This window comes from Rhizobium sp. WSM409, assembly GCF_057653825.1.
The window spans coordinates 623492-650138 of record NZ_JBYGKP010000003.1; the positions used below are offsets into that span (position 1 = coordinate 623492).

22 protein-coding genes are annotated in these 26647 nt (G+C 62.4%); 4 read left to right on the top strand and 18 right to left on the bottom strand.

Going from position 1 to position 26647, the window contains the following annotated elements:
* Nucleotides 1-103 precede the first annotated feature (103 nt).
* The 10 genes from AC25BC_RS30585 to AC25BC_RS30630 all read right to left on the bottom strand — a co-directional run bounded on the left by AC25BC_RS30585 (nt 104) and on the right by AC25BC_RS30630 (nt 12680).
* A complete protein-coding gene (locus tag AC25BC_RS30585; protein ID WP_128439133.1) occupies nt 104-415 on the bottom strand; it encodes a type II toxin-antitoxin system RelE/ParE family toxin in 312 nt (103 codons plus the stop codon).
* Complete coding sequence (locus tag AC25BC_RS30590; RefSeq protein ID WP_017996885.1) at nt 405-686, bottom strand: type II toxin-antitoxin system ParD family antitoxin; 282 nt, start codon at nt 684-686, stop codon at nt 405-407. The genes AC25BC_RS30585 and AC25BC_RS30590 overlap by 11 nt, the downstream gene beginning before the upstream one ends.
* A 174-nt stretch (nt 687-860) precedes the next feature.
* A complete protein-coding gene (locus AC25BC_RS30595) occupies nt 861-1172 on the bottom strand; it encodes a DUF982 domain-containing protein (RefSeq protein ID WP_011655309.1) in 312 nt (103 codons plus the stop codon).
* 271 nt (nt 1173-1443) lie between these two features.
* Nucleotides 1444-3849, bottom strand: coding sequence for a protein kinase domain-containing protein (locus AC25BC_RS30600; RefSeq protein ID WP_128439132.1), 2406 nt, complete (start codon nt 3847-3849; stop codon nt 1444-1446).
* A 42-nt stretch (nt 3850-3891) separates the two neighbouring features.
* Entirely contained in the window at nt 3892-5076 is a 1185-nt protein-coding gene (locus tag AC25BC_RS30605; RefSeq protein WP_128439131.1) for a serpin family protein, read from the bottom strand.
* 13 nt (nt 5077-5089) lie between these two features.
* Nucleotides 5090-7615, bottom strand: coding sequence for a trypsin-like serine protease (locus tag AC25BC_RS30610; RefSeq protein ID WP_012763619.1), 2526 nt, complete (start codon nt 7613-7615; stop codon nt 5090-5092).
* Entirely contained in the window at nt 7612-9228 is a 1617-nt protein-coding gene (locus tag AC25BC_RS30615; protein WP_128439130.1) for a caspase family protein, read from the bottom strand. The genes AC25BC_RS30610 and AC25BC_RS30615 overlap by 4 nt, the downstream gene beginning before the upstream one ends.
* Before the next feature lie 23 nt (nt 9229-9251).
* On the bottom strand, nt 9252-11210 hold the full coding sequence (locus AC25BC_RS30620; RefSeq protein WP_128407625.1) for a DUF4384 domain-containing protein: 1959 nt from the start codon (nt 11208-11210) through the stop codon (nt 9252-9254).
* Between the two features lie 210 nt (nt 11211-11420).
* Nucleotides 11421-11798, bottom strand: a complete 378-nt coding sequence (locus tag AC25BC_RS30625; protein ID WP_128439129.1) for a hypothetical protein — start codon at nt 11796-11798, stop codon at nt 11421-11423.
* Nucleotides 11799-12089: 291 nt separating this feature from the next.
* Entirely contained in the window at nt 12090-12680 is a 591-nt protein-coding gene (locus AC25BC_RS30630; RefSeq protein ID WP_012763615.1) for a hypothetical protein, read from the bottom strand.
* 260 nt (nt 12681-12940) lie between these two features.
* Between AC25BC_RS30630 and AC25BC_RS30635 the strand changes: the two genes are divergently transcribed.
* The gene (locus tag AC25BC_RS30635) at nt 12941-14551 is read left to right on the top strand and encodes a hypothetical protein (RefSeq protein WP_128439128.1); all 1611 of its coding nucleotides are present in this window, start codon (nt 12941-12943) and stop codon (nt 14549-14551) included.
* Nucleotides 14552-14563: 12 nt separating this feature from the next.
* Here the strand turns inward: AC25BC_RS30635 and AC25BC_RS30640 are convergent, their stop codons facing one another.
* The 5 genes from AC25BC_RS30640 to AC25BC_RS30660 form a co-directional block, all read right to left on the bottom strand.
* Complete coding sequence (locus AC25BC_RS30640) at nt 14564-15823, bottom strand: methyltransferase family protein (RefSeq protein ID WP_128439127.1); 1260 nt, start codon at nt 15821-15823, stop codon at nt 14564-14566.
* Between the two features lie 17 nt (nt 15824-15840).
* Nucleotides 15841-16476 carry a tail fiber domain-containing protein gene (locus AC25BC_RS30645; RefSeq protein ID WP_206642384.1) on the bottom strand — a complete coding sequence of 212 codons (636 nt, stop codon included), beginning with the start codon at nt 16474-16476 and terminating at the stop codon, nt 15841-15843.
* 24 nt (nt 16477-16500) lie between these two features.
* Nucleotides 16501-19080 carry a caspase family protein gene (locus tag AC25BC_RS30650; protein WP_128439126.1) on the bottom strand — a complete coding sequence of 860 codons (2580 nt, stop codon included), beginning with the start codon at nt 19078-19080 and terminating at the stop codon, nt 16501-16503.
* A gap of 244 nt (nt 19081-19324) precedes the next feature.
* Nucleotides 19325-20602: an L-fuconate dehydratase gene (locus AC25BC_RS30655; protein WP_128439125.1), complete on the bottom strand. Its 1278-nt coding sequence runs from the start codon at nt 20600-20602 to the stop codon at nt 19325-19327.
* Nucleotides 20603-20694: 92 nt separating this feature from the next.
* Nucleotides 20695-21429, bottom strand: a complete 735-nt coding sequence (locus tag AC25BC_RS30660; protein ID WP_128439124.1) for an SDR family oxidoreductase — start codon at nt 21427-21429, stop codon at nt 20695-20697.
* Between the two features lie 473 nt (nt 21430-21902).
* Here AC25BC_RS30660 and AC25BC_RS30665 point away from each other — a divergent pair, with 473 nt between their 5' ends.
* The 3 genes from AC25BC_RS30665 (at nt 21903) to AC25BC_RS30675 (ending at nt 24224) form a co-directional block, all read left to right on the top strand.
* Nucleotides 21903-22688, top strand: a complete 786-nt coding sequence (locus AC25BC_RS30665; protein WP_012763608.1) for an IclR family transcriptional regulator — start codon at nt 21903-21905, stop codon at nt 22686-22688.
* 92 nt (nt 22689-22780) lie between these two features.
* Nucleotides 22781-23617 carry an amidohydrolase family protein gene (locus AC25BC_RS30670; protein ID WP_128439123.1) on the top strand — a complete coding sequence of 279 codons (837 nt, stop codon included), beginning with the start codon at nt 22781-22783 and terminating at the stop codon, nt 23615-23617.
* Nucleotides 23618-23819: 202 nt separating this feature from the next.
* Nucleotides 23820-24224, top strand: a complete 405-nt coding sequence (locus AC25BC_RS30675; RefSeq protein WP_128439122.1) for a helix-turn-helix domain-containing protein — start codon at nt 23820-23822, stop codon at nt 24222-24224.
* Between the two features lie 81 nt (nt 24225-24305).
* Here AC25BC_RS30675 and AC25BC_RS30680 read toward each other — a convergent pair whose 3' ends face one another.
* The 3 genes from AC25BC_RS30680 to AC25BC_RS30690 form a co-directional block, all read right to left on the bottom strand.
* The gene (locus tag AC25BC_RS30680; RefSeq protein WP_012763605.1) at nt 24306-24572 is read right to left on the bottom strand and encodes a hypothetical protein; all 267 of its coding nucleotides are present in this window, start codon (nt 24570-24572) and stop codon (nt 24306-24308) included.
* A 66-nt stretch (nt 24573-24638) separates the two neighbouring features.
* Nucleotides 24639-25382 carry a TfuA-like protein gene (locus tag AC25BC_RS30685; protein WP_012763604.1) on the bottom strand — a complete coding sequence of 248 codons (744 nt, stop codon included), beginning with the start codon at nt 25380-25382 and terminating at the stop codon, nt 24639-24641.
* Nucleotides 25379-26641 (bottom strand): YcaO-like family protein, encoded by a 1263-nt coding sequence (locus tag AC25BC_RS30690; protein WP_128439121.1) that lies wholly within the window; start codon nt 26639-26641, stop codon nt 25379-25381. Before AC25BC_RS30690 ends, AC25BC_RS30685 begins: the two co-directional genes overlap by 4 nt.
* Between the last annotated feature and the right edge of the window lie 6 nt (nt 26642-26647).

A 26647-nucleotide genomic window follows, 5' to 3' on the forward strand; every position in this document is an offset into this window, starting at 1 on the left:
CATAGAGATTCCCGGTGTGTGTGGACCTGTGCGTGCGTGTGAACGGATTTTAAGCCGCCTTTGAGGGTGTGCGACAGCCTCTATCCTCGTCCACCTCAAATTCCTAGAAAAGCGCCGCCAGATCGCGCCGGCCATCCACCACGCGGATGATCTCGACCGCATCAACCTCGCCCTCGTCCGTGTCGGGGTGCGTCTCGTACAGGATCACATACGGCGCTTCGACTAGCATCCGCGCGGTGCGGAAGATCTCGGGGTGGCGCTCGCCAAGACGCGGATGATCGATAAGCAAGCCGGCCTTGTGGCGGAACTGCTGGAAATACCGCTCGGCCGCCTGGGGCTGCTCTTTGCCTATGTCGACGAAGACTTGCTTGACGTCGACTTTCGCCCTCGGCGTCCAGAGAAGCTTAACCGCCATGTCCGCGGGCAGCCTTCAGTTCCTGCCGCGCTTCCGCAAGCATCTCATCGAAATCGACTGGCGAGGCAGTTCCGCTCGCCTTGCCCTCGGCCCACATTTCGCGCAGCTTTTCGATATCGCCGCTGCGTTGCTGCCATTTGGCGGACCAATCGCGCATCGCTTCGCGGATGACCTCGCTGGCGCTGGCGTAGGCACCGCTTCCAACAGCGTCACGCAGCAAGTCGGCATGTTGCGGCGTCACTGAGACGCTGATCTTCTCAACATTGGCCATAACTCACCTCCATACACTTATGGTAGGAATTATTACCACCGCCAGACACCCCTGCCAAGAAATTTCGAGGCGGGCAATAAAGCAACGAGGGTCGATCAAATCGTCGGAGACGCCACGATGTTTGCAACTGGCGCAAACGTGACGGCGAAAGGCGGTTGGCCCTCGAAGCTCGGACTATCTTTGCGCGCTTGAGGGAAGGTCCGGTCGTCGCTCTCCCACTCCCTGCCGCACGAGCGATAGGGCAGCGATACCGGCCTCATCGGCCGCACGCAGAAGCGCTTCCCGGAATTGTTCCGGGGCAATCTTGCCGCTCAATGCGTCCACGCAGGCTTTGACTGCAGCCACATATTCCTCGCCGTCATCGCAAGGCCAGTCGTTGATCAGGAGACGCGCCGCGTCGCCCAGCGTCCATACGATCTTGCGAGATGCCGGGCCTCGCAAAGCAAACCCTACCGGCGTGAATGCTGATGATGTGTTCCAGCACATTGTCCTCGACCCCTCAAGGCACGGATATTGCAGTCCCAATTTCAATATACGCGCGTATTCTGAAATGTGGAATTGAAAACTTGCGAGTGGCACCCCTTGAGCGCGAGCTGTCGAATGATGAAGAAAGGGCGCCTACGACCTTATGTTGATCCGCCCCGCGCTGCGTCGACAAGTGTCGCCTTGATGGACGCATTCTGGGTTTGCAACAGATTACCCTGCCCCGTGTCAGCGGCACACCGCTCCCCCTATCAGTCTCCACGCTTCCGACCGCTCACCGCAATTCGGCGGTAACGCGGAAAATGCCGCCGGCCGACGCATCGGAGCAGACGACGAAGGTCGAACCTTCCTGCGCCATGAAGGCGACATTGCCGCCGGCTTCGCAGGGGGTGGCGCTCCACTGCAGGATGATATCACCGTTATCGGGCAGCTTTTCCTGGGTGATCTTCGCCGCACTTGCCATCCACTCCGTCGCCGACGGCAGGTGGACGGGGGCGTTCAGCTGCTTCGACAGCCAGGCCGTATAGTTCTGCGCCACGGCAAGCGGCACGTCGTCGGCCGGCTGCTGCGGATTGTCGCCATAGGCCTGTGCGGCGGCGGGATCGGAATTGGCGGTGTAATATTCCGCCATCTCGGCACGGGTGACGGCCTTCGTCTGCATGCAGAAGGACTTGTCGATCTTCACGGCGTCGTTGGCAACGCCGAGCATGCCGCCGATTTCCTTCATCGACGAGGTCATCAGCCGGACATTCTCCAGCGAATAACTTCCGGCCGGGACGGTCTCGAAGGCAAGCGTCTGCGAAACCGGGCAGAAGCCGCGCGCCGACAGCGCCTCGAGATCGGCAAGGATCGGCTGATAGGCGACGACCGCGAGCTTATAGGCCTCGGCGGTGTAGCGGCCGTCGGCCTCGCCGATCTTCGGAGCGAGTGCGGCAAGCGCCGGATCGGCAGCACCTGCACGGGTCGCGATCGAGGCGCTGAGATCGGTCACTTTCTGCTTCAGCGCCGTCGCCTCGTCCTTTGCCGCCATGACATCGGCGATGACGGCATCGAAAAGCTTGGCAGCGTCGCCATAGCCAGATGTCGCGGCCGGCATCTGCCATTGCTCTGCCTTGGCCTTGGCATCGGTCATCAGCCCGGTCGCCTTGGCGACATCGGGACTATCGCCGGCGCCGATGCGATTGACGGTTTCGCGTTTGCCCGCCGCGTCCTTTTCGGCTGCCGTCAGCGCGCTTAGCGCCTTGGAGAGCTCGTCAAACGTCGTTTTCGACGCGTCATAGGCATCGACGGCGGCATGCATCTGCTTTGCGGTGGCGGCATCGGCGGCAGTCTTCATCTTGGCGTCAGCCTCGGCAAAACCTGGCGCCTTGTCGCCGCCGGCGGCCGAAGCGGCAGCTTTCGCCTTCTCGGCGTTCTCCTTCGAGATGCCGATCAGCGCATTGCCGAGATTGATGGCTGCCGTCTGGAAGCCCGGAAGCGCCTTTTCGTAATCTTCATCCTTGAGCAGGGCATCGGCCGATGTCAGCGCCGCGGCGCCGGTATCATAGGCGAGCTTTGCCTGATCGCCGGAAGGACGCTCCGGCGCCTTGGCGGCGATCGCCTTCTGCTTGCGGCTTTCTGCCTCCTTCTTCCAGGTGCCGACATCGGCGACGAGTTTCGGATCCGGGGCGAGCAGCTTCGGGATGGTGAAGACGCCGACGCCGATGCAGATCAAGAGCAGTGCGGCGATCATGGAGATCTTGAGAGGCGTCCATTTTTTCGGCTTCGGGGCGTCCTGTTGCTGTTGCATGCCGCCGCGCGGATCCCACGACATCGGCTGGATGCCTGTCGTCACCCGGGCAAATTCGCCCAGCGCATCGGCGCCCGTGCGCGGTCGCGCGCTTGGATCGCGGCTCAGCATCCTTTCCACCAGACTTGCAAGACCCTCGGGAAAGCCTGGGATCAGCACGTCGAGGCGGGGAAAGATATTGGAAGGGTCGAGATGGATGTTCTTCCAGCTCTGCTCGCGCTGATGCTCGTCTTCCCAGACCATGACGCTGTCGAAGACGCTGGCATAGGTCTGCCGCGGCAGGAAGAGCTTGTAGGCGATCATGCCCATTGCGTAGATATCGAGTGCCGATGAGGCGGAGAAGGTGCCGCTGGCATAGATTTCCGGCGCCCCGAATTCCGGCACATAGGGCGGGATGATGTGTTCGCCGATCTTCGAGATCAGGTGCAGGTTGCCGATCCGCACCGACAGGCCGGAATAATCCTCGGAGACGTAGATGCACTGGTCCGTCAGCGCATTGTGGGCGTAGCCGGCGCCGTGCAGCGTTGCCAGCCCCTCGAGGATGTGGCGGCCGATCTCCACGGCGCGCTCGTAAGCTACCATTTCCGTTTCATCGAGATATTGGTGCAGCGTTTTCGACGGCCGCTTCTCGACGATGTAGAAATTGTCGTCTTCCGGCGACGGCGGGATGAGGTCCTCGATCTCGACGAAGCGCCGCGCCGTCAGCGATTTGGCCTCGTTGATGGAGGTCCAGACCCGCTCGAAACGAGCCTTGTCCAGTTTCAGCGCCATATCGGGCGCGACGATGAAGACCGCATGGTCCATCCGCTTGTCCTGGGCCGGATAGACGATGAACTCGTTCTCGTAGACCGGCTCGCCGATCGTGTAGCGGGCGATCAGATCACTTCTCATGCACGTGTCCCCCTGCATTCATTACATTCATGAAACCGAACTCTATTCGCCTGCCAGTAATGGATCGCCGATAAGGCCTGCGGCGAGCAGCAGGCCGGTCTTTGTATCGCGAAGCGCGAAGGCAAAACGGGCATCGGCCACGACGCGGACAAGCTTCGGATCGATGCTGCGTTCCGTGATAACAGCCGTGGCTGCCGCCGCCTCCGTGCCGTTTTCGTCAACCTTGATCATCGTCTTCTGAAGGACGCGCGACAAGCGGATGTTTTCCTTGGTGAAACCCGGGAAACCCGCATCCTTGGCCTTCTCGGGCGTCACGCCCATCGCATTGAGTATCGGCATCAAATCACGCCCGTCGTTCAGGGAAAAGCGGGGCAGGAAGATTTCGCCCTTGGCGGCTTCGAATTTTTCTCCCTGCAGCCAGGAAGTGAGCGTCTTCAGGTCCGCGCCGCCCACACCGTTGCCTGAGCGCGCCGCCACCACGACCATACTGTAGCTCTCGCCGGCATAGGCAAGATCGACGGCAGTGAATTTCTCGTCGACGCGGAATTTCTGACCATCGCCGGCAAGATGCATCATCGGCACCGAAATCGTCGATCCATCCGGCCTCTGAAAGGGGCTTGCCGGGCTTTCCTTCTCGAAAGACGTCTTCCAGCGCGCCTTGAAGGAGAGCGCACCAAGACTGACGAAGCCGCCGCCGGGCGGAGAGTCCAGGATGACAGGAATGGCGCCTCGCGTTGCCTGGCTTACCCAGCCGTTGATGTGCTCGACCGATTTCGGTCCGTCGAGATCCTCGATCGAGGGCTTGATCCGGTGGCGGGCGAGCATGGAAAGCGCATCGGGGACGAGCACCAGCTTGTCGTCGAAGACGATCGCGACCGCCGCAGTCAACGGCGCATCCGCAGCCGCCGGCTTCACCTGATAGATCGCGTCGAGCACCGCCTCCGGTCCCTTGACCTCGCCGCCGAAGCCGAGACCTTTGGCGATCGAGGCTTTGCCCTCGTCGGAGGCGCCGAGGCTTGCCAGACCGAGTGCTGCGGCAAGGCTTGCCGGCGACACTATGATATTGGCAGCACCCTCCTTTGCCAGGGTGCGATCGATGAGTTCGGCGGCAAGCCCTGCTTGTGCTGCAAGCATCGCCTTGCTGTCACCGGAGTTGCCGGCATGGGCGGACGCGGCAAGTGTCATCAGAAAAGCGGCAAGACCCGCCAACAGAGTGGATTTCGGCATGGTTCGCTCCTGTTCAGCGGATGCGATAGAATTTGGAATCGAACGACCATTTGCCTTGGGCGCCGGTTTCGTCGTCGCCGACGATCCTGAGGCTTCGGGCGAGATCGTAGACATAGTTGAAGGCGGCGCGCTGGCCGACGAGCGGCGTCGGCACGTCGGGCAGGTCGAGCACTTCGATCGGCTTGTCGCTGAGGATGGCAACGACCATGCCGACGCCGGCCGGTCCCTCCACTACATATTCGAAGCCGGTATAGGGATTGCGCGCATCGGGCACGACGACCGGCCGGGCCGGATCGAGCCGGTTGTCGCCGCTTTTGGCTGATGGTTTCAGCCCCATCGAGCGCTTGTTAGGAAAAAGCTGTGTCAGCTTGCCGGAGGCATCGATATCGACCAGGATCAGGTAACCGGACTTCTTGGTGGACACACGCATCGCCACCTTGTCGCCGATGCTGACCGCAGTGCCGGGCAGCACGTCGACGGCGACGCCCGCCTCATTGTCGCTCTTCAGCGTATTCTCGACGGCGGCGACCGCCGTCTTCGCCTCGTCGCCGGTGATGACATCCCGGCCGAGCGCATCCGGCTGGCCATAAAATTGCGGCACCGGCGTGAAGCGGCAATCTCCCGCATGCGTCCGGCAATATTCGTCGGATTTACGCCGGACATAATCGAGCAAAGCGGCATTGCTGACATTCGGCTTGTCGGCTGCGCGCGCCACGCCATCCTGCACGCCTTCGATGAAGCGGCGGGTGAAGACGCCAAGCGGTGGCTTGGCCTCGCTATCGACCAGCGCCCACTGCCCTGCGTTGACAGCCGACCAGACCATGGCGTTTTCGCCGCCGAAGGAGAATTTCGCTTCCTTGCCTGATTTGTTCGGCGGTTCGAGCCCTGCCAGCGCCGGGCCGAGGCAACGCACGGTGCCGGATGGTGCGGCCACCGCGCTGCGGCTGCCGGGCCCGACATGGCAGGCATCAATCAGCAGCGTGACGCGGCGATCCTTGAGGCTGTTCAGCCTTGCGGCGATCTCGGTTTCGCGGATCTGGTTGGTGACCGTCACCTTGCCGCCCTCGCGCACCAGCTTGGCATCGACGGCCACCAGCGTCGGGCTCGTCGTTTCCTCGGCGCCCATTTCTTCAGAGCCCTGGCCGCTGAAATAGAGGAAGACGCGGCTTCCGGGCGTCGACTGGCGCACCAGCCAGTCGTCGATTTCGGCAAGGATCGCCTCGCGGGTCGCCTTGCGGTTGGTCAGCGTGTGGATCTGCTCCGGGCGGTAGGCGAGCGTCTTGGCGAGGAAGACCTGCATCGCTTTTACGTCAGTCGCAGAACCGGTCAGCTTCGCCTCGCGCATCTCGTAGTCGTCGATGCCGATCAACAGCGCGCGGTCACCGGGCTTGCTTTCGATCACCGGCGTCTGGACGACTGCTGGCCGCACGGCGGGTTCGTCGGCGACGGGCTTGTCAACTGGCGCGGTATCGTTGGCCGGCGCGTCTGGCGTTTCGGTCGTCCCAGCCGGCGCGGTATCGCCGGCGGGTGGGGTGGTGATGGCGAGGTTGGCCTCTTCCTGTCCGGACTTCCTCTGCTTCATCCCGCTACTGGTGGTGGTGGACGCGACCTGATCATTGGCAGCAGGCCCTTCAACATCAGGCACGTCGCCGTCGGTCTTGGCGGCGATCCAGTCGCGGAACGCGGCAACACGTGTATAGACGCCGTAGTGCTCGGCCTCAGCGCAGCCGGCGCCCCAGCTGACGATGCCGAGCTGGATCCAGCGCTTGTCGGGACGCTGGGCGACCAGCGGCCCGCCGCTGTCGCCCTGGCAGGCGTCCTTGCCGCCTTCGGCATAACCGGCGCAGACATTGCGCTCGTCGATCGGGTTCATGCGCATCGAACTGTCGCGATAGGCGGCGCGGCAGTCCTCGCGCGGGACGATCGGCAGTTCCACTTCCTGCAGCTCGGTCGGCAGGTATTTGTCGTCCCAGCCGTGATCGGCCTTGGTGTAGCCCCAGCCGGTGACGACGGCGGGGTGGCCGGCTGCCTCCACTTCGTCGTCCGAGGCCGAGGCAAGGATCGCCGGCTTCGATTTGGCGGGCTCGCTGAGCTTGATGAGGGCGATGTCGTTGGCGAAGACCTTGCGGTCGAAGTCCTCGTGAATGATCACGTCTTCCACGGCCAGTCCCGGCTTATCGGGCCCATCGACGGCGATCACCTTATCGATCTTCGATTTACCCTCGACGATCAGCAGGTCGCGGGCGAAGAGATCCTGCTTGCCGGAGCGGCCGCTGGTGACGCAATGGGCGGCCGTCAATATCCAGCGCGGCGAAATCAGCGAGCCGCCGCAATGGCCGCCGAAGCGGCCGCGCTGTTCGGGATCGGGCGCCAGGATCTTCACCTGCCAGGGCCATTCGCCCTTCTTGGCCGCCTGGCCGCCGATGACCCGCCCGCCATCCTCGCCGGCGAAATCAGTATCCTGCTGCGCCAGCACGGGAGTAGCCAGAAGCAGCATGACGGACGCAATATTGAGGACCCTGCTGATCGACGTGCTCATAGCTTGGCTCCAGCGGAGGTATAGAGGACCGTAAATCCGACGCGCGCGCCCTCGGGCAGGAATTCGCCGAGGCGCTTGGCGATATTGCCGGCGGTGCGGCGCCTGTCGTTCTGCTTCAGGAACTCCAGAAGTTCGGGCATCGGCGTTTTAGAGGTGACGGCGACGAGCAGGTCCGTGCCGAATGGTGCGACGACGGACAGGTCGAGATCGAAGGTGGCAGACATCTCGGCATCGACCTCCTTCTCGCCCGGATAGAGGAACTGTACGGTGCCATCGCCGGTGACGTCGAAGAGCACGAGCTTGCGGCCTGATAGATCCGAAACGCTGACGCCGACGCGTTCACCCTCACGATGGACGGTATCGGAAGGCGTCACGCGCACGGTCTGCGGGTTGGTCTCGGAGAGCCGCTTCAGCGCATCGAGCGCGGCCATCCGGTCGACGACGAAAGGCATGTCGCCGGCGCCGATGGCGGAGGCGACGACATCGGCGCCGGCAATCGCCTCGTGTTTTGCGGGATCGAAGACAAGTTCGGCATCGGCACCTTCCGTCAGCTTGAACGGCGTGACGGCGGCGTCGATCCCCTGCAGCACCGGATCGGAGCCGAGGGCGGCAACGCTGATCGGTGCGGGCTCGGCGGGCAGCGGAGTGTTTGATTTCTCCGCCGCCGCCTGGGCCCCCGCCCCTTCGTAATGATAGACGACCGCGCGATCGAGATCGGTTCCGGGCGGGCTTTCGGTAAAGATGTTCTGCCGCTGGTTGGTGAACTGGTAGACCGCCTGGCGCACATATTCGAACAGTTCGCGGCGGCTGACGGCGCCGTCGCCGTTGCGGTCGGCCGCCCCTTCGAAGGCGCGGGCGGTGGCATAGCTCAGCGCGCCGCGTTTTTGCGGAATGCCGGGAATTGATATCTCGGGCGACTTGGTGTTTTCGTCGACGGCGGCGAGAAAGGTCAGCCGCTTGAAATCGAAGCCGGTGGACAGCGCATCCGCCGTGGTCGAAATCGGCGCGAGGTCGTCCTCCTCGATCGTATAGGAAGGCGCCTGACGCCAGGTGATCTCGGCGCCGCGCGGATCGACGTCGCGGGTCATCCCGCCGGCATGGCAGGTATCGGCGATGAAGACGACATCGGCGCCTTTGGTCTCTAGATTGCGGATCAGCGCCTTGAATTCGTCGCCGAAGATGCGCTCGCGCGAACCCGGTAGCCGGGTGTCGAAGCCGGCAAGCACATAGACCTCGTCGCGGCCGCTCGGTTTGGAACCCTTGACTCGTTCCGGCTCGCTCGACCCGTGACCGGCGATGCCGAGCACGACGAGATCGCCAGGCCCTGCCCTTTCGGTCACGGCCTGGATCGCGTGGAAGATGCCCTCGCGGTCGGCAGCACCATTCTTCAAGAGCGTCATGTCCTCGACGCCGACCGAACGCAGCGAAAGCGAAAGATCCTCGGCATCGGCGACGGCCCCGTGCAGCGGCGGAACGTTGCGGTAGAGGTCGATGCCGATCAGCACGGCCCTGACTGCACCACGCTCGGGCGCCTCGATGACCCTTGCCAGGCTATCGGTGGCCGCCATGGTGAGGAGGGCAAGTGCTGCGGCCATGGAAACGAATGCGGTCATGGCCAAGCTCCTCCCCGCCTCAGCTACTCGCGGCGCCATTCGACGCGGCGGTTCAGCGCATCGACATCGTCTTCGGTGAGATTTGCGGTTGCGGTGACGTCCACCGGCTCGGATGCACCGCGGCCTTCGGCGTCGATTGTCGCGTCGAGGCCATTGCTCTTCAGGAAGTCGGCGACGGCCTGGGCGCGGCGTTCGGAAAGCTTCTGATTATAGTCGTCACCGCCGCGCCGGTCGGTATGGCCGATGAGGATGATGCGGCCGGGCTTCTGCTCTTTCAGCGCCTCCAGCAGCTCCTCGGCGGCTTCGGTGCCGATCGAGGTGAAGCTCGACTTGTTGAAGTCGAAGGTGATCGGAACCGGAATGGAGACCGGCACGATGCCGCGCACATTCTCGGAATAGATGCCGCCGAGCACGCCGCTGCGGTGATCCTTCTCGGCCGGCACGAAACTGCCTTGCGGATTGTCGCTCGTCGGGTTGGCGGCAAGGATGCGGGCCTGGGCGGCGCGCTGGATGAGATCGGAGATCGTCTCGGCCGGTGGCGCCTTCGGCGTGCGGGTCTCGTTCTTGATGATCTCGATCGCCTGCTGGTAATCGGCGGCGGCATCGGCGAAGCGGCGTGAGGAGAAATAGATTTCGCCGAGTGTGGCGGAGGCCTGCCAGAGCACCTGCGGGCTGTCGGCGGCGACAAGCAACGGCTCGTAATCGGCGACCGGCTGGTTGGCGGCCATCATCTCCTGGGCAGCCGAAAGCCTGAGGGCCGCGACGCGGCGCTGGGCATTCACCTGGAACTGGCCGCAATCGGCGCTGACGGCGATCGCATCAGCCTCAGACGCGGCAGCACTGATATCCTTGGCGGCAACGGCGGTGTTCAGCTTATCAAGAAGAGCCGTGCAAACAGGCGTATCGGCGTTTGCTACCTCGATCTCTTCCCCTGCCTGGCCAGGTTCGGCCGAACGGCCGAGGTTTAGCTGCGGCATCTTGATGCTGAAGCCGCCGGGAAGCTTGAATTGAGGCATCTTGATCTGTGGCATCGGCAGTTTCGGCATCTTCGTCTGGGACGTCTGGGCCGGCTGCTTATACTGCGTCGTCGGTTGCTTATATTGGGTCGGCTTGGTGGATGAAGTCGTATCGGCGGGCCCGATCAGCTCCAGTTCGTCGGCGGCAAGCTCCTGGCCGGGCGCCAGGTTGGTGACGATCTTGTATTTCTTCGGCGGCTGCTGTGCTGCCTGCTCGACGGGCTTCGGCGCGACCTTTTTCGGGGCAACAGGCTTCGGTTTTTCCACCACCGTTTCCGGCTTCTTGGCAACCTCCTGTTTCGTCACCGGCTTCGGCTTCGGAGCGACTGCAGGTTTCGGCGCAACGGGCGGCTTTGCAGCCTGCTCGACTGGCGCGGGTTTTGCTGCGGGGGCGGCTGCGACGGGCGGGACAGCGGCCGGACTATCGACCGTCGTCAGCATCAGCGTCTTGCTGCTGATCTTGGTGCCGAGGCTTCGGGCCTCTTCCAGGCTTCGGGAGACGGCATCCATGCCGCCGTCAACCGAGCGGAACATGCCGCCGCCGCTGCCGCCGAGATCGGCGAAGATGTTCAGCGGCTTGGAGGAATAGAAGACTTTGATCTGCTCCTGACCGACCGGGCCTGAAACCTGCAGCTTGGCGCCGCTTGCCGGATCCGGCACCTGCACGCGCTTGCCGGCGCCGACAAGGGCGTCGGTCTGGTACTTGTTCGGGAAAAGCTTCACGACTGCGCCATTCGGCGAGACGTTCAGCACCGTGACATAGGCGTTCTCGGTCGACTGGATGAAGAGGCCGACAACTTCGCCGATGGCGTATTTGGCTTCAGCGCGATCGAAGGTGACGCTGACGGGCCCGGTCTGCGCCGGCGCTTCGGTCAATGTGCGTTCGTTCTGCGCCTCGACGGCGGGAACCACCGAGAAGAACGAAAGAAAGGTGGCTGCTGCCAGGATGGCTTTGCGGTTCGGCATTGGAAAACCTCCTCTTCGAACATCTCACACTGTGTTGAAGATGAGAATAGCACTGACTGGCGAAATTGGGATGGCTTTGCCTGTCTTGCTTGAGGGAGGGTTACAAATTATTTGGAGCCGCCAAGAATCCGACAAGGCAAAGACGTGAGCAAGACTCACGCTCTGGCATAACCGGGGCCTGTTATAGTCCGTTCAACTGCAGGGAGGTGGTTAGTTCTTGGGTTTCTGCCCGGCTGATTTCAAAATCGAGATCAGGTCGCTCATTCCTTCGGGTGAGGAATTGTAGAGCCAAAGAATATCCGGATTGTCGACCGTGAATTCCTTGCCGGGGCCTGAGCCCATGTCGCGGCCGGGAGAGGTCGCATCGGGCAGCTTCGCCTCGCCGGGCGCCAGCCCCTTGGCGCGTTCTTGTTCGGCGATGATTGCAGTCGCCGCAGCAAAGGCCTTTTCGTCATGCTGGCGCAGCGCCGCAAGTGAGGGGTTCCGCGCCGCAAGCGCGTCCTCGGCAGGGCCGGAATAGGCAAGCCGCGGGGTCTGCAGCGTCAGCAGAAGGCCGATCGATAAGGTTATGAGCCAGGATTTCGTCATCGTCGTCAAATCCGTCCTATTGGCGCCACTGCGCGACAAAAGCACGTCGCATTAAACTTGATTCATGCGACGTGCTTTCGCTCTTTGTTTTTGCATGTCGTTCTCCCGGAACTGCTGCACCCTTCCGGGCGACATGCATAGGCGCCCCGAGAATAGGGAGAGGCCGAAAGGAAGGCAACGGCGCACAGTGCCAATCGATTGGGAGGGTTGAAATCGGCTGGCAGCGGCGCCTTCGCTCTTTGTTTTATGCATGTCGTTGACCCACCGCCGCACACTTCCGGGCGACATGCATCAGAGGATCTTCAATTGCTGCAAGCCGAGGCGCAGATCGCGCAGCATCTCGCCGAAGATCTCCTCGATCATTCCGGTCGACCAGACGACCATGGTGCCGTAGGGCGAGCGCTTGCGCTGCATGAAGCCTGCCGTTTCGAAATCGATCAACGTCTTGCGGCAGGTCTCGCTCGACATCACCGCAACAAGGAAACGGGCGAGATTGGACTGGTCGATCGCGCCTGATTTGTCAGCCCAGTTCTGGATCAGCCGCGGCTTGGTGTCGGCGGTGAACATCGAGGCGAGCGCACGATCCTGTGAAAGCCCCAGACGCTGCAGCTTGGCCGGATCGCGGGTCAGCGAAACCACGTAATCATTGTGCAGATCGGCGAAGCGCTCGATGTCCTCGGCGGTGCTGATGCCGAAGACCTTCATCGAATAGAGGAACTCGGCCATCAGGTAGGTCGGCTCCGAGCGCAGTTGCGCCAGATGCTTGTCGTCCTTGCTGGCTGAGGCAGCGCAGACGCGGTCTGAGAAATCTATCCTCGCCGCGCGAACCTGCTCCAGCAAGCTTATATCGAGCGCCAGTTCGTCACCGTTCCATTCCAGCATAAGCATTCCCTGCCGACAAATCTTCGAGACGATGATCTTGTACTATCGCCCGCGCAGATCTCCAAATCGTTTGGAAAGCAACGGCTTGCTGAGAAGTCATATCTAGCCTACCATTTTTGAAAAGCGTGACGGTAACAGTGCATGATGCCGAAAAGTGTGATCGGTTTTCGGACGACATCATGCACTAACCTTAATTGAGAACAGGATTCAGATTTTTAGCCGGATCGGACTAAAATCATCCTGTTCTGGGGGTCGAGGCAATGCGTAGTTTTGGGTCGCATATTTTGTTTGCCGCGGCACTTGCGGTCGCCTCGCCGGTTTTTGCCAAAGACACGACGATCATCGAGCTTCGCGGCGGCGACGGCGCGCGTTCGGTCGGCATCATTTCTTCCAACGAGGAAGCGGAGGCATCCGGGCCGGCGGCGATCACCGTCGGTGACGACGGCACCATTTACATCCTCGACCAGAACAACGGCCGCGTGCTCGCCGTCGACGCCGAACGCTCGCAGGCCGAGCCTGCGATCCTGCCGCTGCCGGAAAATGCCACGGCGGGGGATCTCGCCGTCGTTCACAACGAACTCTACCTCTGGTCCGACGGCGTCGTGCCGCTCGAGCGCTCCACCGATGCCGACGGCCGGTCGCAGACGCTGCGCGCCGTCGACGGCGGCGCTGATGCCGACGACTACACCCGCTCGGTCTTCGCCTCGATGGGCTCGGTATCACCGGGGCCACTGAACAGCATCATCGACGAGATCGGTCGCAGCACCAGCCGGCCCGAGGCCCGCCCGCCGGTCATTCAATACGTGCCGAGCCGCGGGCTCGGCGATATCGTCGCCGAGGTCTCGGCTGCTGCAAACGACAAGGCGGAGATCCTGCTGCGGCGCAGCAGCTCGGAGGAGAATTTCCTCTCGCTGCAACTCGCCTCGGAAGGGCGGATCGGCACCGTCGAACTTCTCGACATCGACACGACGGGCAGGCCTTATGTGCTGGTTGAGCTCGTACCCGCCGACCGGCCCGAGCGCACCGGCATGCTGGTGGTGCGATTCACGCCGAACGGCGCGATGGACCGGGTCTACGACCTGCCGATCGAACCGGGTACGGTATTCTCCAGACGCTTCGTGGCGATCGGTCCGCGCGGTGACGTGCTCTATCTCCGCTCGCAAGAAAGCCGGGCGCAGGTGCTGCGGCTCGACGGCCGGGAGCCCGGCCGCAAGCTTGCCGTTATCAGGCCCACCAAGCAGCCGGCTGCCGGCAAGCCCGGCAAGACGCCGAAGGTGGCGATCGTGCCGAAATCGCGCAGCGACGTCATCGAGCGGGCAATCGGCTTCGAGACGATGAACTGGCTGGTGACACCAACCGCCTATGGCAGGGATCCGGGACCGGGCTGCGTCAACATGAACCGGCTGCGCCGCCCGATCTACCTGATCGGCAAGCGCGGCCAGACGGTCAAAGGTGTTCCCTACTGCTGGGGCTGCAAGACGCCGCTCGAGAATTTCATCGGCGGGGTGGAAAAGGGCCAGACCGCCGGCAACGTCTGCACCAAGAGCGCGCCGCAATCCAACATCCTCGGCGTCGATTGCTCCGGTTTCGTCAGCGACGCCTGGGGCCTGAAGATGCACGTCTCGACGCGCGCCATCCCTGGGATCACCAAGCGCCTCTCCGATCCCTGGTCGATGCGGCCGGGCGATGCACTGAACAAGCCGGGCTCGCATGTGCTGCTGTTCATGCGCTTCACGGCCGACAAGAAGGTGGAGGTAATGGAGGCCTCGCCGAATGCCTGCAAGGGTCGCGTCTGCCGCAATACCTATTCGCTCGGCAGCCTGTTGATGCGCGGCTACCAGCCGGTGCGCTTCAAGGGGCTCGATGGCTGAACGGCGGGAAACTCACGCCGCCGGTCTTGATGTCAGCCGCCGCTTCGCCATCGCCAGAAGTCCATGCGCCGCGACGCTGTCGGCATAGTCCCGATAGGCGGGGTCTCGGCTTAACATGCGCTCTTCGGCGCGGGCGCGCAGCAGGTAGATAAGACTGACGATCGCCAGCATGCCGGCCCGGGCAAGTCCTTCCGCAAGGCCGCTGGCGAGGAAGCCTGGGATCGCAACCAGCCACCAGGCGATGTTCTTCGAGACATAGGCCGGATGCTTCATGAAGCGATAGGGGCCTGATGTGATGATGCCGCGATGGGTGAGATTGGAAAATCGCGGCCCGAAAGCGACGGTCGCCCAGACATAGGTGACGGTGCAGAACAACGTCGCGACACTCCAGAGGATGAAGATGGTCGACCCCTCCTGGATTACGGTCTCCCAGCCCGGCCCCTCGCCATAGGGCACGAAGGCATGCGAGATCGCAGGGAAGAACGGCTCGTAACAGATGAGGCAGACGAGCCATCCGAGCGTCGTCTTCTCCGTTGCCCTGACATGCCATCCGAAAAGCTTGAAAGTCGCGACGTAGCCGCCGGCGGCTAGCACGATGTCGAGAAGAAAGGCAAGCTGCAACAGGCCTTCGAACCAAGCCGCAGAGAGCGGCGGAAACGCCCAGGCCGGCTTCTCGGCAAGATCGGAAAGGGCTGCCATGCCGCCCGAGAACATCAGCACCAGAAAGAAGCACTTGATCGCGAGCAGGCGCAATGCAAACAGCACGTCCTCCTCGCGAAAATCCTGCATCAACACCGCGCGCCCGACCTGGTTGAGATAATCGTCGGGCTCCTCCGCGATGCGATCGGTGACCGCGACGTAGAGAATGGTGGCGCCGGCAAGTGCGATGGAAATGGGAATAGTGGTGTGCCCAGCCTCGATGATCCATCGGACGGCCGACGACTGCGTGAAAAACGGAAAGACCGAACAGGCGATCACGACCACGCCAAGCAGCGCTGCGAGGCCGACGAGCTTCGTTCCGATGCGACGCCAGAAGATGGCGGGAGCTTCGCCTCGTCTCTTTCTCGATACCCAGGTCGAACGAGCAGCGAATGTGCCGTCGACGACGACCCACGCCAGGAGAAGGCAGAAGACGGCAAGCGCCATTGCCTTGCCGGGCTCAAGCTGCAGGTAGGTCGAGAGCGCAATGCCGATCAGAACTCCGGCAAGGGTCGCCGCCTGGCTGACGAGAGGGCTCCCGGTTACGGTATCCCCATCCTGCGATATCGGCACGCGCTCGGCTTCCTTGATTACATTGCCGCCTGAACGGAAGGTTGTCGAACGGAGCCCCGAGAGCGTATCCGTGAGGCCCGGGTCGCAAGCGCCATTGCGGCTTCATCGGTCAGGCCAGACGCATCCTCCGGCAGCGAGACCATCGCAATATCAAGATTGTCGTAATCGACCATGTAATAGCCCGATGCGGTTTCGATGACTGCCTCAGGCCTGATCGCCAATAGATCCTGCGCCATCGTGCCGACGAACAGCGGGCCGCCCCAGATGTAGCGGAAGGCATAGACCGGTATGCCCTCAGCCGAGGTGCCGAGCCGACGAATATCGATCTTCAGACGGCGATCGGACCAGCCCCCGCTGGAACTCGATGAACTGCTCGAACCAGAAGAACCGCTGGAGCCAGAGCCGCCGCCCATGCCGCCGCCGCCGGAATTCCCACTGGAACTGTTCTCGGAGCGGGCGAAAGCCGGTTGTGCGGCCACTTTTCTAACGGGGGGCGTGGTTCTCCTGGTCGGCGTGGCGCTCCTGGCCACCGGCTCTTCGCTGGCAAACAGGGTCCTGGCGCCAGGATCGAAGATGCAACTCTGCAGGATCGCGCCTGAGCCTGCGATGAATGTCGAGCACAATAGCATACGGATGATTAGCTTGTTGTTCATATAGGGCGCCCCCGGACCGCCGTTTCAGAAGAGATCGTACCTCGGATTTCGCTTTATCCATGTCGCTTTGGCGAGCTTGACGAGCCTGTCATCGAGCGACTTGGTCTTCGGAATTGCCTTTTTTTCCTGAGCGGTCAGCTCGGCGGCAAATGCGGCCTCCGCTTTTTTCTTGGCAGCGCCAGGAAGCCTCTTGAGTTCCGCCAGCGCCTGGTTCTTCGGATCGCCGCTGCCTGGCATGTTGATGGCGGTCGCCAGCGCGAAATAACGGGACGCGATTGCAAGGCTGTCAGCGTCCGCGCCCTCTTCCTTCGCGAGCATCGCGCGGTCGAGCGCACCCCAATAGTCGCCGCGTTCCGCGCCCATCTCCAGCCACTTGACCGCTTCCGCCTTGTCCGCGGCAACGCCGATACCGTCGCGGTACATGCGCCCGAGGTTTGTCGGGGCATAGGGCTGACCGCCCTCTGCCGCCCGCGTGAAAAGGTCGAGCGCTTTCGGGAGATCCTCCGGAGCGCCTTTTCCGAAACGGTAGACGAGCGCAAGATTGTTCAGCGAATAGATGTCGTTGCGCTGGACGCCGGCCTCGTAGAAGCGGACAGCCCGCTCAGGGTCGGCCGGAACGTTAACGCCGTTGAGGAAGATATAGCCGAGCTCGTTCATCGCATAGGTATGGCCGAGATCGGCGGCCTGCAGCATCAACCGCAACCCCAGCTGCTGATCGGCCTTTGTGCCGCGGCCGTAATAGAGGGACTTGCCATAGCTGTGCAGGGCAAAGGGATCGCCCTTGGCCGCTCCCCCCTTGGCAATCTCGCTCGCCTTGGCTGCGTCGCGCGGAACGGAGGCGCCGAACTCGTAAAGGCTCGACAGTTCATAGATTGCCCGGACATGCCCGGCATCCATCGCCTTGCTGATCGTCGCAAAAGCCGTCTTGGCGTCGCGGTTGGCAAGCTGGGCACGGCCAAGTTGATAGACGAAGCGCGCCACCTCGGGATAGGCCTTTATCGCCTCCGTGCAGGCCGACAGTGCTTCATCGGCGTCGATCTCGTTCGGCAACTTGCCTGCCGTCACGCCCTGCAGGTCGAGCGGAGCCGCGGCTGACGTATCGCAGGCGTCGAGCGTCGGCTTGAAAGTGACGGTCGCCGGCGGCAAGTCGTCATTGGCGGCCTGCAGCGTCACGGCGAAAGGCTGGTTTTCAGTGCCGATCTGGGGCTCGTAGGAAAGCGCCGGGATATCGGCGGCTTCAAGCACGTGGCCGAGACCGATCACCCGGTCTCCGGCGCGCAGCGTGCCCTTGTCGGGCAGGGCCGCGACCTTGAAGGTCATCTCCGCGGCCGATGCCGGCACGACCGGCAGGCTGGCTTCTACAGGGCCGACGCCGATCGTCGTGTCGACGTCGCGCGGCAGCGTCTTCAGATAGGCGTCGGCATCGGCAAGCCGCACCTGTTTTTCCTGCTCGAGCTGGGCGAGCTTGGCGCCGGCGTCGGCCGAGACGGTGATTGCGACGACGCCCTGCGCCGCCTGGCCGTAAGGATCGCTCACGGTATAGCCAATCAGGCCGACGGTTCCGGCAGCAACACCTGATGAATCATAGGTCAGCGCCGTCAGTGCCGCGGCAGGCATCTTTGCGCCCTGCTCGACCGGCTTGCCGTCGAAGCTGAGCTTACCGGTCTTAGGCAGCTGGTTGACGGTGACGAGCAGCGCCGAGCCGGTCTCGTCATGCGGCGGAGCGATCGGCAATTTGGTCGTGGCCGCACCCTCCGGCACGCTCACCTGCTGCATCGATTCGACGCTCGGCGGCGGCGGCGCCGGAATGAAATAGAAGCTGTCCATCAGCGAGGAGTTTTCCCAGGGGACCTGCTTGCCGCCGGTCATGGCCATCACGTCGCGGCGCACATCGGTCAGGACCTGGCGGATTTCCTTGTTGGGTTCGCTCGCCCGCTTGATGAAGGATTCGGAATAGGGGCTGAGCGCGCCGGTGCCATCGAGCGCCACCTGGCCGGGTTCTGTGGAAAAGGCGATCAGGCTGCCGAGGTCGCTGTCGATGCGCGCAAGTCCGCGTGTGGCGCCGACCGGCTCCAGTTTCTCCGCCATCCAGAATTTCTGGGCATTGAAGGGATTGTTGCGGCAGGCGTCGAGGAAGATCAACTGCACCCGCGAATTCTGCTTGAGATGGTTGAGGATGAGGTCGAGCGGCATGGTCTGCGTCTCGACGTCATAGGGCGTCTCCAGCGTCGCATCGACTGGCACGATGAAATTCTGGCCGCCCACCTGGATGCCATGGCCTGAATAATAGATCAGGCCGGCCTCGGCATTGCTGGTCGAACGCAGGAAGCGGCGCACCGTATCTTCGAGCCCGATGCGGTCGACATTGACGCCGATCGTCACATCGAAACCGGCCGCGCGCAACGTGGTCGCGACCTCTTCGACATCATTGGCAGGATTGGGAAGGGAGGGCAGCGTCTTGTAGACCGAGTTGCCGATGACGAGAGCGACGCGGCGTCCGCTCTCTTCTGTACCGGCGGCAAATGCCGTGTTAATCGACAGCAGCATTCCTGCAACAATCAGCAGATAAGCGCACAGTCTCTTGGCGTGACGAAACTTGGGCATGGCTCGATCGCAAACATTCTATTGTCTAAGTTCAATAAAATTTGCTGGCCTGCTGGTGCTAGGCCCCCTCCGCATTCACACTGCAAAGCTATTCCTCGGCGCTCTAAAAAGCAAGCTTCGCCGCCTCCAAGTGAATTGGAGCAGTCCCGGCAGATTGGAAGCCCATCGGTAGTAGGAAAGACTATTGAAATCAGGAAATTATCATGCGGCCGGAATTGGATACGTCATCCCCGGCGCAGTTTCCTTAACCTCCAAACGTATAGTTGCCGATCGAGGCCGGTTTCATCTCGATGGAGAAGCCCGGCAGGGTGGGCGGCATGTAGGCGGCGTTCTCGATCAGGCAGGGATCGAGGAAGTGTTCGTGCAGGTGATCGACATATTCGATGACGCGACCTTCCTTGGTGCCCGACACCGCGACGTAATCGATCATTGACAGATGCTGCACATATTCGCAGAGCCCGACGCCGCCGGCATGCGGCCAGACCGGCAGGTCGAACTTGGCGGCGATCAACAGCACGGAGAGAACTTCGTTCAGTCCGCCCATGCGGCAGGAATCGATCTGCACGATGTCGATCGCACCCTCGGCGATGAACTGCTTGAACATGATGCGGTTCTGGCACATCTCGCCGGTCGCGACCTTCACCGGGCCGATCGCCTGGCGGATCTTGCGGTGGCCGGCGACATCGTCGGGGCTTGTGGGTTCCTCGATGAAGAACGGTTTGGCGAAGGAAAGAGCTTTGACCCAGTCGATCGCCTGGCCGACATCCCACACCTGGTTGGCGTCGATCATCAGGTAGCGGTCGGGGCCGATCACCTCGCGGGCAATCCTGAGACGGCGGATATCGTCTTCCAGATCGCGGCCGACCTTCATCTTGATATGGTTGAAGCCGGCATCGATTGCCTCCTGGCAGAGGCGGCGCAGTTTTTCGTCGCCGTATCCAAGCCAGCCGGCCGAGGTCGTGTAGCAGGAGTAGCCCTCTTTTTCGAGGATGGCGATGCGTTCCGCCTTGCCCGCCTCGGCACGCTTCAGGATCTCGACCGCCTCGTCGCGCGTCAGAACGTCAGTGAGATAGCGGTAATCGACGATATCGGCGATCTCTTCCGGCGACATCTCGGCGACGAGGCGCCAGACGGGCTTGCCGGCCTGTTTGGCGAGCAGATCCCAGACGGCATTGACGACCGCGCCGGTCGCCAGATGAATGGCGCCCTTCTCCGGCCCGATCCAGCGCAGCTGGCTATCGCTGGTCAGATGCCGCCAGAAGGTGCCGGGATGGGCGAGAACTTCGGCGAGGTCGGCGCCGACGACGAGGTGGCGCATCGCTTCTATCGCCATGCAGCAAATGTCGTTGCCGCGGCCGATGGTAAAGGTCAGGCCATGGCCGGCAAGGCCGGGCGCGTCCGTATCGAGAATGACGTAGGCCGCCGAATAATCCGGATCGGGATTCATCGCATCCGATCCATCCAGGCTTTGCGACGTGGGAAAGCGGAGATCGAAGACGCGAAGGTCGGTGATGCGGGTCATGATGTTTCTCCCGATTGGTAGGCCGACCACATGGGGTCGGCTGCTGGGGCCGGACCGGCCGACGGGACCGCCGGCCGCATCGTCGGCTGAAATCAGATCGTCCAGCCGCCGTCGATGGCGATCGCCTGGCCCGACGTGTAGGTCGCGCCGGCGAGATAGACGGCGAGATCGGCAATCTCTTCCGGCGAGCCGAGCCGGCCCATCGGCTGGCGGGCGATGAAGGCGGCACGCGCCGCGTCGTAATCGCCCTGCGCCCGCATGCGGTCCTGCAGCGACGGGCTTTCCACCGTGCCGGGGCAGATGGCGTTGCAGCGGATGCCCTGACCGACATAATCGGCGGCAACGGCTTTGGTGAGCCCGATCACCGCCGCCTTGGTGACACCATAGGCGAATCGGTTCGGCACGCCCTTGATGCTGGAGGCGACGGAGGCCATGTTGATGATTGCCCCGTCCTTGCGCTCGATCATGCCGGGCAGCACGGCGCGGATGGTGCGGATCATCGCCTTGACGTTGAGGTCGAAGGCGAATTCGAGATCGGAATCCTTCATTTCCAGGATCGAGCCGGCATGGACGAAGCCGGCGCAGTTGAAGAGCACGTCAACGGCTCCGATCTCGGCGACGAGAGCCTTGACCGCATCGGCATCGAGCACGTTCAGCTTATGGGTGGAAACACCGGTCTCCGCGGCAAGCGTCGTTAAGGCCTCCGTGTTGATGTCGGTCGCGTGGACCTTGGCGCCGATCGCGGCAAAGGCTGCCGCCGTCGCCCGGCCGATGCCCTGGCCGGCGGCGGTGATGAGAACGGTCTTGTCGGAAAGTCTGTTTGTCATATCACGGGCCTTTTCTGAAATGGTCTAAGCTGGACGATGGAATGCGGTTCATGTCTTGGCGAAGCTCGGTCGTGATGGCGTCTTGTCCATCGTCGTCCACCATTCGCCCTCTTTGCGCGTTTCAAGCGGGTTCTGGCAAGGCATCCAGGCCGCCATTGCGTGGGCCTGGCTTCGGATGCGCGGGGCTCTCTGTATTAAATGGAGGACTTGCCACTGTTGCAAAGGCAGATCAGCGCCGGATCCCGCTGACCGGCTGAATGCGGAGGCTTGACGACGGCAACCGTCGCCGGCTCCAGGGCCGATGGCCATTCCCATGCGTTGCATGGTCGTTCCTCCCTGTCCTCGGCATGTTCTTCAGTGATGATTTGTCTGTTTATAGACAAACAAACGATTGGCCAAGGGTCAAGTGCGAAGTTTTGCTTTTCCGGCTGCGGTTCTGCGTATATGCAGACTGATATTCACAGGAGGAAGCAATGGAGACTGACGAGTCCGACCGCTACCGCGCTCCTGCCCTCGACAAGGGCCTCGATATCCTGGAATTGCTCGCCGGCGTCGACAGCGGCCTCACCCAGGCCGACATCGCCAAGCGGCTCGACCGCAGCCCCAACGAATTCTACCGCATGCTCGATCGCTTGGTGCGCCGCGGTTACGTCACCCGGCTGGATGGCGACCGCTACTCGCTGACGCTGAAGCTCTTCGGCCTTGCGCAGCTGCACGCTCCGGTGCGCCGGCTCGCCTCCTATGCCACGCCGCTGATGCGCGATCTCGCCCAGCGCACGCGCCAGGCCAATCATCTCGCCGTCTTCGATCGGGGTGCTGCCGTCGTCATCGCCCAACAGGAGGCGCCGGACTATTGGGGGTTTTCGATCCGCATCGGCGCCCATATCAGCCTCTTCGACACCGGGTCGGGGCATGTGCTGCTCGCCTTCCGCAGCGAGGAGGAGCGGGAGATGATGATCTTAGAACATGTGCGCAGTCGTGCGGAGGTCGAACTTGGGCCAGAATTCTACGATCGTCTCGACCAGATCCGCGAGCGCGGCTACGAGATGATGGCGAGCGCCCAGACATCTGGCGTCTACAATCTTTCAGCTCCCGTTCTCGGACCGGACCACCGCTCCATCGCCGCCCTCACCTGCCCCTTCATCGCGCTCGTCAACGCGCCGTCGGCTCCCGATATCACCCAGGCGATCACGCTGGTGCAGAAGACCGCTGCCCAGCTTTCGCTGCTTGCCGGCGCCAGTGTCGTCAATTCCGGCTGACGGGTGGCATCGGCGCGAAGCGGGAATTTCTATTTGAACAATCCATTCACCAGGGATAGGTTGCGGCAAAGCCACGCCCTGAGGAGAGACGCGTGTTCATCGACACCCATCTGCATATCATCGATCGGTCGGCGCTGCCCTATCCCTGGCTCTCCGGCGCGCCTGATCTCGATCATGATTTCCTCTACGAGACCTATGCGACGGAGGCGAGGCGCTGCGGCATCACCACGGTGTTGCACATGGAGGTCGATGTCGATCCCACTGCGATGCAGACCGAGACCGATCACGTCGCCAAGATCGCCAAAAAGGAAGGCAGTCTGATTGCCGGCGCCATCGTCTCCTGCCGGCCGGAAGCGGAAGGCTTTGCCGCCTATCTCGAGCGGCAAAAGGCCGATCCCTTCGTCAAGGGGTTTCGCCGCGTGCTGCATGTCGTGCCCGATAATGTCTCCGAAGGCGCCCTGTTTCGCGAAAACATCAGGCGTATCGGCGGCAGCGGCCTGACTTTCGACCTCTGCACATTGCCGCATCAGGCGAGCCGTGTGACCGCCCTCGCCGATCTTGCGCCCGACGTACAGTTCGTTCTCGACCATTGCGGCGTGCCGGATATCCGCTCGGACGCCTTTGAGCCCTGGAAGGCCGGGATATCAGAGATTGCCCGGCGGCCGAATGTCGTCTGCAAGGTCTCCGGCGTCGTCGCCTATGCCGATGCGAAGACCTGGACGGCAGAAACGCTGCAGCCCTATATCGAACATGTGATCGCGAGTTTCGGCTGGGACCGCGTCGTCTGGGGCAGCGACTGGCCGGTCTGTACGCTCGGCGGCGGCCTCTCGACCTGGGTTGCGGCGACCCATGCCATGCTTTCCGGCGTGAGCGAGACGGAGCGCTCGAAGTTGCTTTTCGCCAATGCACAGCGCCTTTGGTCGCTCTGACGTCACAAAATAAAGCGACCGGTCTCCTGGGCGTGTCATTTTGGCATGTTTTTTGTACCATTCCGGGACAAAAAGGGCCAGATATTCGGGCTTAACGCTATCTACATGCAAGCAATTGCTAGCCTTAATTATCTCGGCTAAAAGTTGTTGACACGGATATGGCGAATAACCCCCTGTCCGCTGCCTTCAGAAGGGAAATAAGATGAAAGAAGAACCGCATTCCGTCGATGTTCACGTCGGAAAGACGATCCGCATCCAGCGTCTGTTGAGGAAAGTTTCTCAGACGGAACTGGGCGATCGTGTTGGCGTAACGTTCCAGCAGATCCAGAAATACGAAAAGGGCTCCAACCGCGTTTCCGCCAGCATGCTGGTCGAAATCGCCGGCGCGCTGAAGGTTGATGTCAGGACGTTCTTCGACGACCTGTCGACCCCTGATAATGCCAACGACAACTCCGCTCCCAGCGAGGAATTCGTTATTTCGCGCGAAGGCGTCCTTCTCAACGCGGCGTTCTTTTCGATCAAGAACGAAGCGCTTCGCAAGAAGATTCTGAAGCTCGTCCAGGCGATTGCCAACACCGAACAGCTGGACACCGAAGCGGCCGAATAGACCGGTTGTCCTTCACGCGAACCCAACGGACCGCATGAGGATCAACAAGGATCTATGAGGATCGATAGCGATTGATCGGGATCAATGGCGATCGATCAGGATTAGATTCTCGCTGGCATCCTTCATTGCGATTTTGGCTTTGCTGCCGACCAGCTTCTCGAGATTGACGTCAAGCTCCCTGTCGGGATCTATGCCGTCCCAATCGATGACGACCTGCAGCAGCGCCATGTTCGTCAGGTGCATCAGATTGCGCAGCTGAAGCTTTTCAGCCTCCTCCTTGGCTGCCGACAGCAGCCGGAAGATCCTTGCGTATTCGCTGCCGGTAGCTTCGTTGTGTTGTTCAAACATCGTTCCCGCCCTCTTTGGTCGTGGAACCCTACGATTCCATCATTACTGCATCTTCCGCCGCGACCGTTATTCAAGCGTTACAGGAACCGCATTGCGCGTGACTTCGGCGTGCAGGAGTTCCCAGTGCGAGGTCGCGGCAAAGCGCCAGTCACGGTTGATAGGGCGGAATTTGTCCAGGCACAGCCATTCCAGCACCAATAACGCGTCGCCCCGCTTGCGCTCGACGCGGTTCCCCCGGATGGCGGCGAGGATGTGGTCGCGGCGCGGCTTGCGGAAATGGCACTCGTCGGCCACCTTCGCATAGGTGCGCTCGGAGAAATGCAGGAAACGGCCGGCAAGCAGGAGTTTCTTGCGCTCGGCGAGCGAAATTTCGCCAACGGCGTGAAGCGCATCGATGGTCGGCTCGAAATCGACCCAGGGTACGGAAAGCGGCAGCCAGCCGAGCTCCTGCGGCGCATGCACAAGCGCGACGGCCTCGTCGTCGAGCAGCCGCCCTGACTCGTAATCTTCGAAGATCGAGCCGAGCCCGACCATGCCGAAGGGGGCGCATTCGGCTGCCCGCAGCGCGCCCATGCTGGCGCCGCCGGCAACGGCGACATCATGTTCGAGTGCGTAAAGTATTTCCTTGTGCCAGACCGAGGGCAGATCGCCGAAATAGCCGTCGACGAGACCGATCGCGGTGGCGCCGTCCTGAACGGCCTTCAGGATGTCGCCGGCAGCCGCCGGCGGCCGGAAATCGATGCGGGAGGACATGGCTCTTGCTGCGGCAAGATCGCTGCCAAGGCTCGGGCCGACGAACAGCACCTTCATGATTCGGCTCCTCTCATGGTGTTGACGGCGCGCAGGCCGAGCTGGATATATTGGCCTGAGATATCGACCTCCAGTCCCGGCACGATCACCCTGACGACGGAGACCGGCAGGGCCGGGTGCGGAAACGGCACGACGACGATCTGCTCAATGCCGGTTGCCGCCAGCCGGTCGGCAATATGGCCGATGGTGTCCTGGATCGTCGCCGGGCGGCGATCGCGGGCGTGGAACGAGCGCATCCGGCCGTCGCCCTCGCACAGTTCGACCACCTGCTGCATCGCCGCACTCCTGTCGAGCCGCTGATAGATGCGCGGCGAGAAATCGTCGCGGCTGCCGGCAATCGCGGTCAGCCGGCTCTGCGCCGCTTCGGTGATGGCGCGCAACGCGGCGCGCACCGGATCGGGGTGGCAGCCGCAGCCACCGCAGACATGCGACCAGCGCGCGTCGACACGGTCTGAAATGTTGCCTGGCATGATGACGGCCAGAAAAGCGGGAACGCCGATATCCGTCGTCATGTCGAGCAGCAGCAGTTTCATGCCGGCACGGGTGATCCGGTCGGTCATGACATCTATGACCGCATCGCCGAAGGAGGCGGGGTTGATGCGGCTCTCCTTCAGGCGCTCGGGCGACTTCAGCTGGGTCAGGGCCCAGGCGTCGCGCTCCACCAGCTCGCAAAGCCCATGCAGGACCGCTTCGGACGGGGTGTTGCCGGAGGCGAGCCCATCGCTCGACTGCTCGAAGCCGGGCGGCCTCTCGCCGCGATGGTCGAGACCGACGAGCCACCAGGGCACGAAGACGCTGCTGCCCGAAAGAATGTCGAGCCCGGAGCACCAGGGGATGGGAGCTCGTCCGATTTCCTCGGGAGCGCAGCGTGCGACATTGTCGAGATCGATCATCGCGGCATGCTCCGCCCGCATGTTCTCGATCGTTGCCTGCGTCATGTCGGTGGGGGCAATTTCGGCGATCCGCGTCTCGACCGCCTCCATCGCCGCCGAGGCCATGGCGGCATCGTTATCGATACCCTTGCCCTGAAAGACCGAGAGCGTATGGCTGTTCGGCCTCGTTGCGAAGGCGACGGGGATGTTCAAAACGTCGAGTGCAGTCAGGAGGCCAACGCGCGTAATGCCGAATTCGCGCAGATGCGGCCTGATGGCTGCCAAGGTCTGCGCCGGCGTGACGGCGCGGTCATGGTAGTCGCTGACGCCGGCCGATGATCGTTTAAGGTCACCGGCAAGCGTTTCAAGGTCGGTGAAAGCAGACATACCGAT

What these genes read in the sequence shown, in the direction of transcription:
- AC25BC_RS30585 (WP_128439133.1), bottom strand. Translation starts at nt 415, where the DNA reads ATGGCGGTTAAGCTTCTCTGGACGCCGAGGGCGAAAGTCGACGTCAAG.
- AC25BC_RS30590 (WP_017996885.1), bottom strand. Translation starts at nt 686, where the DNA reads ATGGCCAATGTTGAGAAGATCAGCGTCTCAGTGACGCCGCAACATGCC.
- AC25BC_RS30595 (WP_011655309.1), bottom strand. Translation starts at nt 1,172, where the DNA reads ATGTGCTGGAACACATCATCAGCATTCACGCCGGTAGGGTTTGCTTTG.
- AC25BC_RS30600 (WP_128439132.1), bottom strand. Translation starts at nt 3,849, where the DNA reads ATGAGAAGTGATCTGATCGCCCGCTACACGATCGGCGAGCCGGTCTAC.
- AC25BC_RS30605 (WP_128439131.1), bottom strand. Translation starts at nt 5,076, where the DNA reads ATGCCGAAATCCACTCTGTTGGCGGGTCTTGCCGCTTTTCTGATGACA.
- AC25BC_RS30610 (WP_012763619.1), bottom strand. Translation starts at nt 7,615, where the DNA reads ATGAGCACGTCGATCAGCAGGGTCCTCAATATTGCGTCCGTCATGCTG.
- AC25BC_RS30615 (WP_128439130.1), bottom strand. Translation starts at nt 9,228, where the DNA reads ATGACCGCATTCGTTTCCATGGCCGCAGCACTTGCCCTCCTCACCATG.
- AC25BC_RS30620 (WP_128407625.1), bottom strand. Translation starts at nt 11,210, where the DNA reads ATGCCGAACCGCAAAGCCATCCTGGCAGCAGCCACCTTTCTTTCGTTC.
- AC25BC_RS30625 (WP_128439129.1), bottom strand. Translation starts at nt 11,798, where the DNA reads ATGACGAAATCCTGGCTCATAACCTTATCGATCGGCCTTCTGCTGACG.
- AC25BC_RS30630 (WP_012763615.1), bottom strand. Translation starts at nt 12,680, where the DNA reads ATGCTGGAATGGAACGGTGACGAACTGGCGCTCGATATAAGCTTGCTG.
- AC25BC_RS30635 (WP_128439128.1), top strand. Translation starts at nt 12,941, where the DNA reads ATGCGTAGTTTTGGGTCGCATATTTTGTTTGCCGCGGCACTTGCGGTC.
- AC25BC_RS30645 (WP_206642384.1), bottom strand. Translation starts at nt 16,476, where the DNA reads ATGAACAACAAGCTAATCATCCGTATGCTATTGTGCTCGACATTCATC.
- AC25BC_RS30650 (WP_128439126.1), bottom strand. Translation starts at nt 19,080, where the DNA reads ATGCCCAAGTTTCGTCACGCCAAGAGACTGTGCGCTTATCTGCTGATT.
- AC25BC_RS30655 (WP_128439125.1), bottom strand. Translation starts at nt 20,602, where the DNA reads ATGACCCGCATCACCGACCTTCGCGTCTTCGATCTCCGCTTTCCCACG.
- AC25BC_RS30660 (WP_128439124.1), bottom strand. Translation starts at nt 21,429, where the DNA reads ATGACAAACAGACTTTCCGACAAGACCGTTCTCATCACCGCCGCCGGC.
- AC25BC_RS30665 (WP_012763608.1), top strand. Translation starts at nt 21,903, where the DNA reads ATGGAGACTGACGAGTCCGACCGCTACCGCGCTCCTGCCCTCGACAAG.
- AC25BC_RS30675 (WP_128439122.1), top strand. Translation starts at nt 23,820, where the DNA reads ATGAAAGAAGAACCGCATTCCGTCGATGTTCACGTCGGAAAGACGATC.
- AC25BC_RS30680 (WP_012763605.1), bottom strand. Translation starts at nt 24,572, where the DNA reads ATGTTTGAACAACACAACGAAGCTACCGGCAGCGAATACGCAAGGATC.
- AC25BC_RS30685 (WP_012763604.1), bottom strand. Translation starts at nt 25,382, where the DNA reads ATGAAGGTGCTGTTCGTCGGCCCGAGCCTTGGCAGCGATCTTGCCGCA.
- AC25BC_RS30690 (WP_128439121.1), bottom strand. Translation starts at nt 26,641, where the DNA reads ATGTCTGCTTTCACCGACCTTGAAACGCTTGCCGGTGACCTTAAACGA.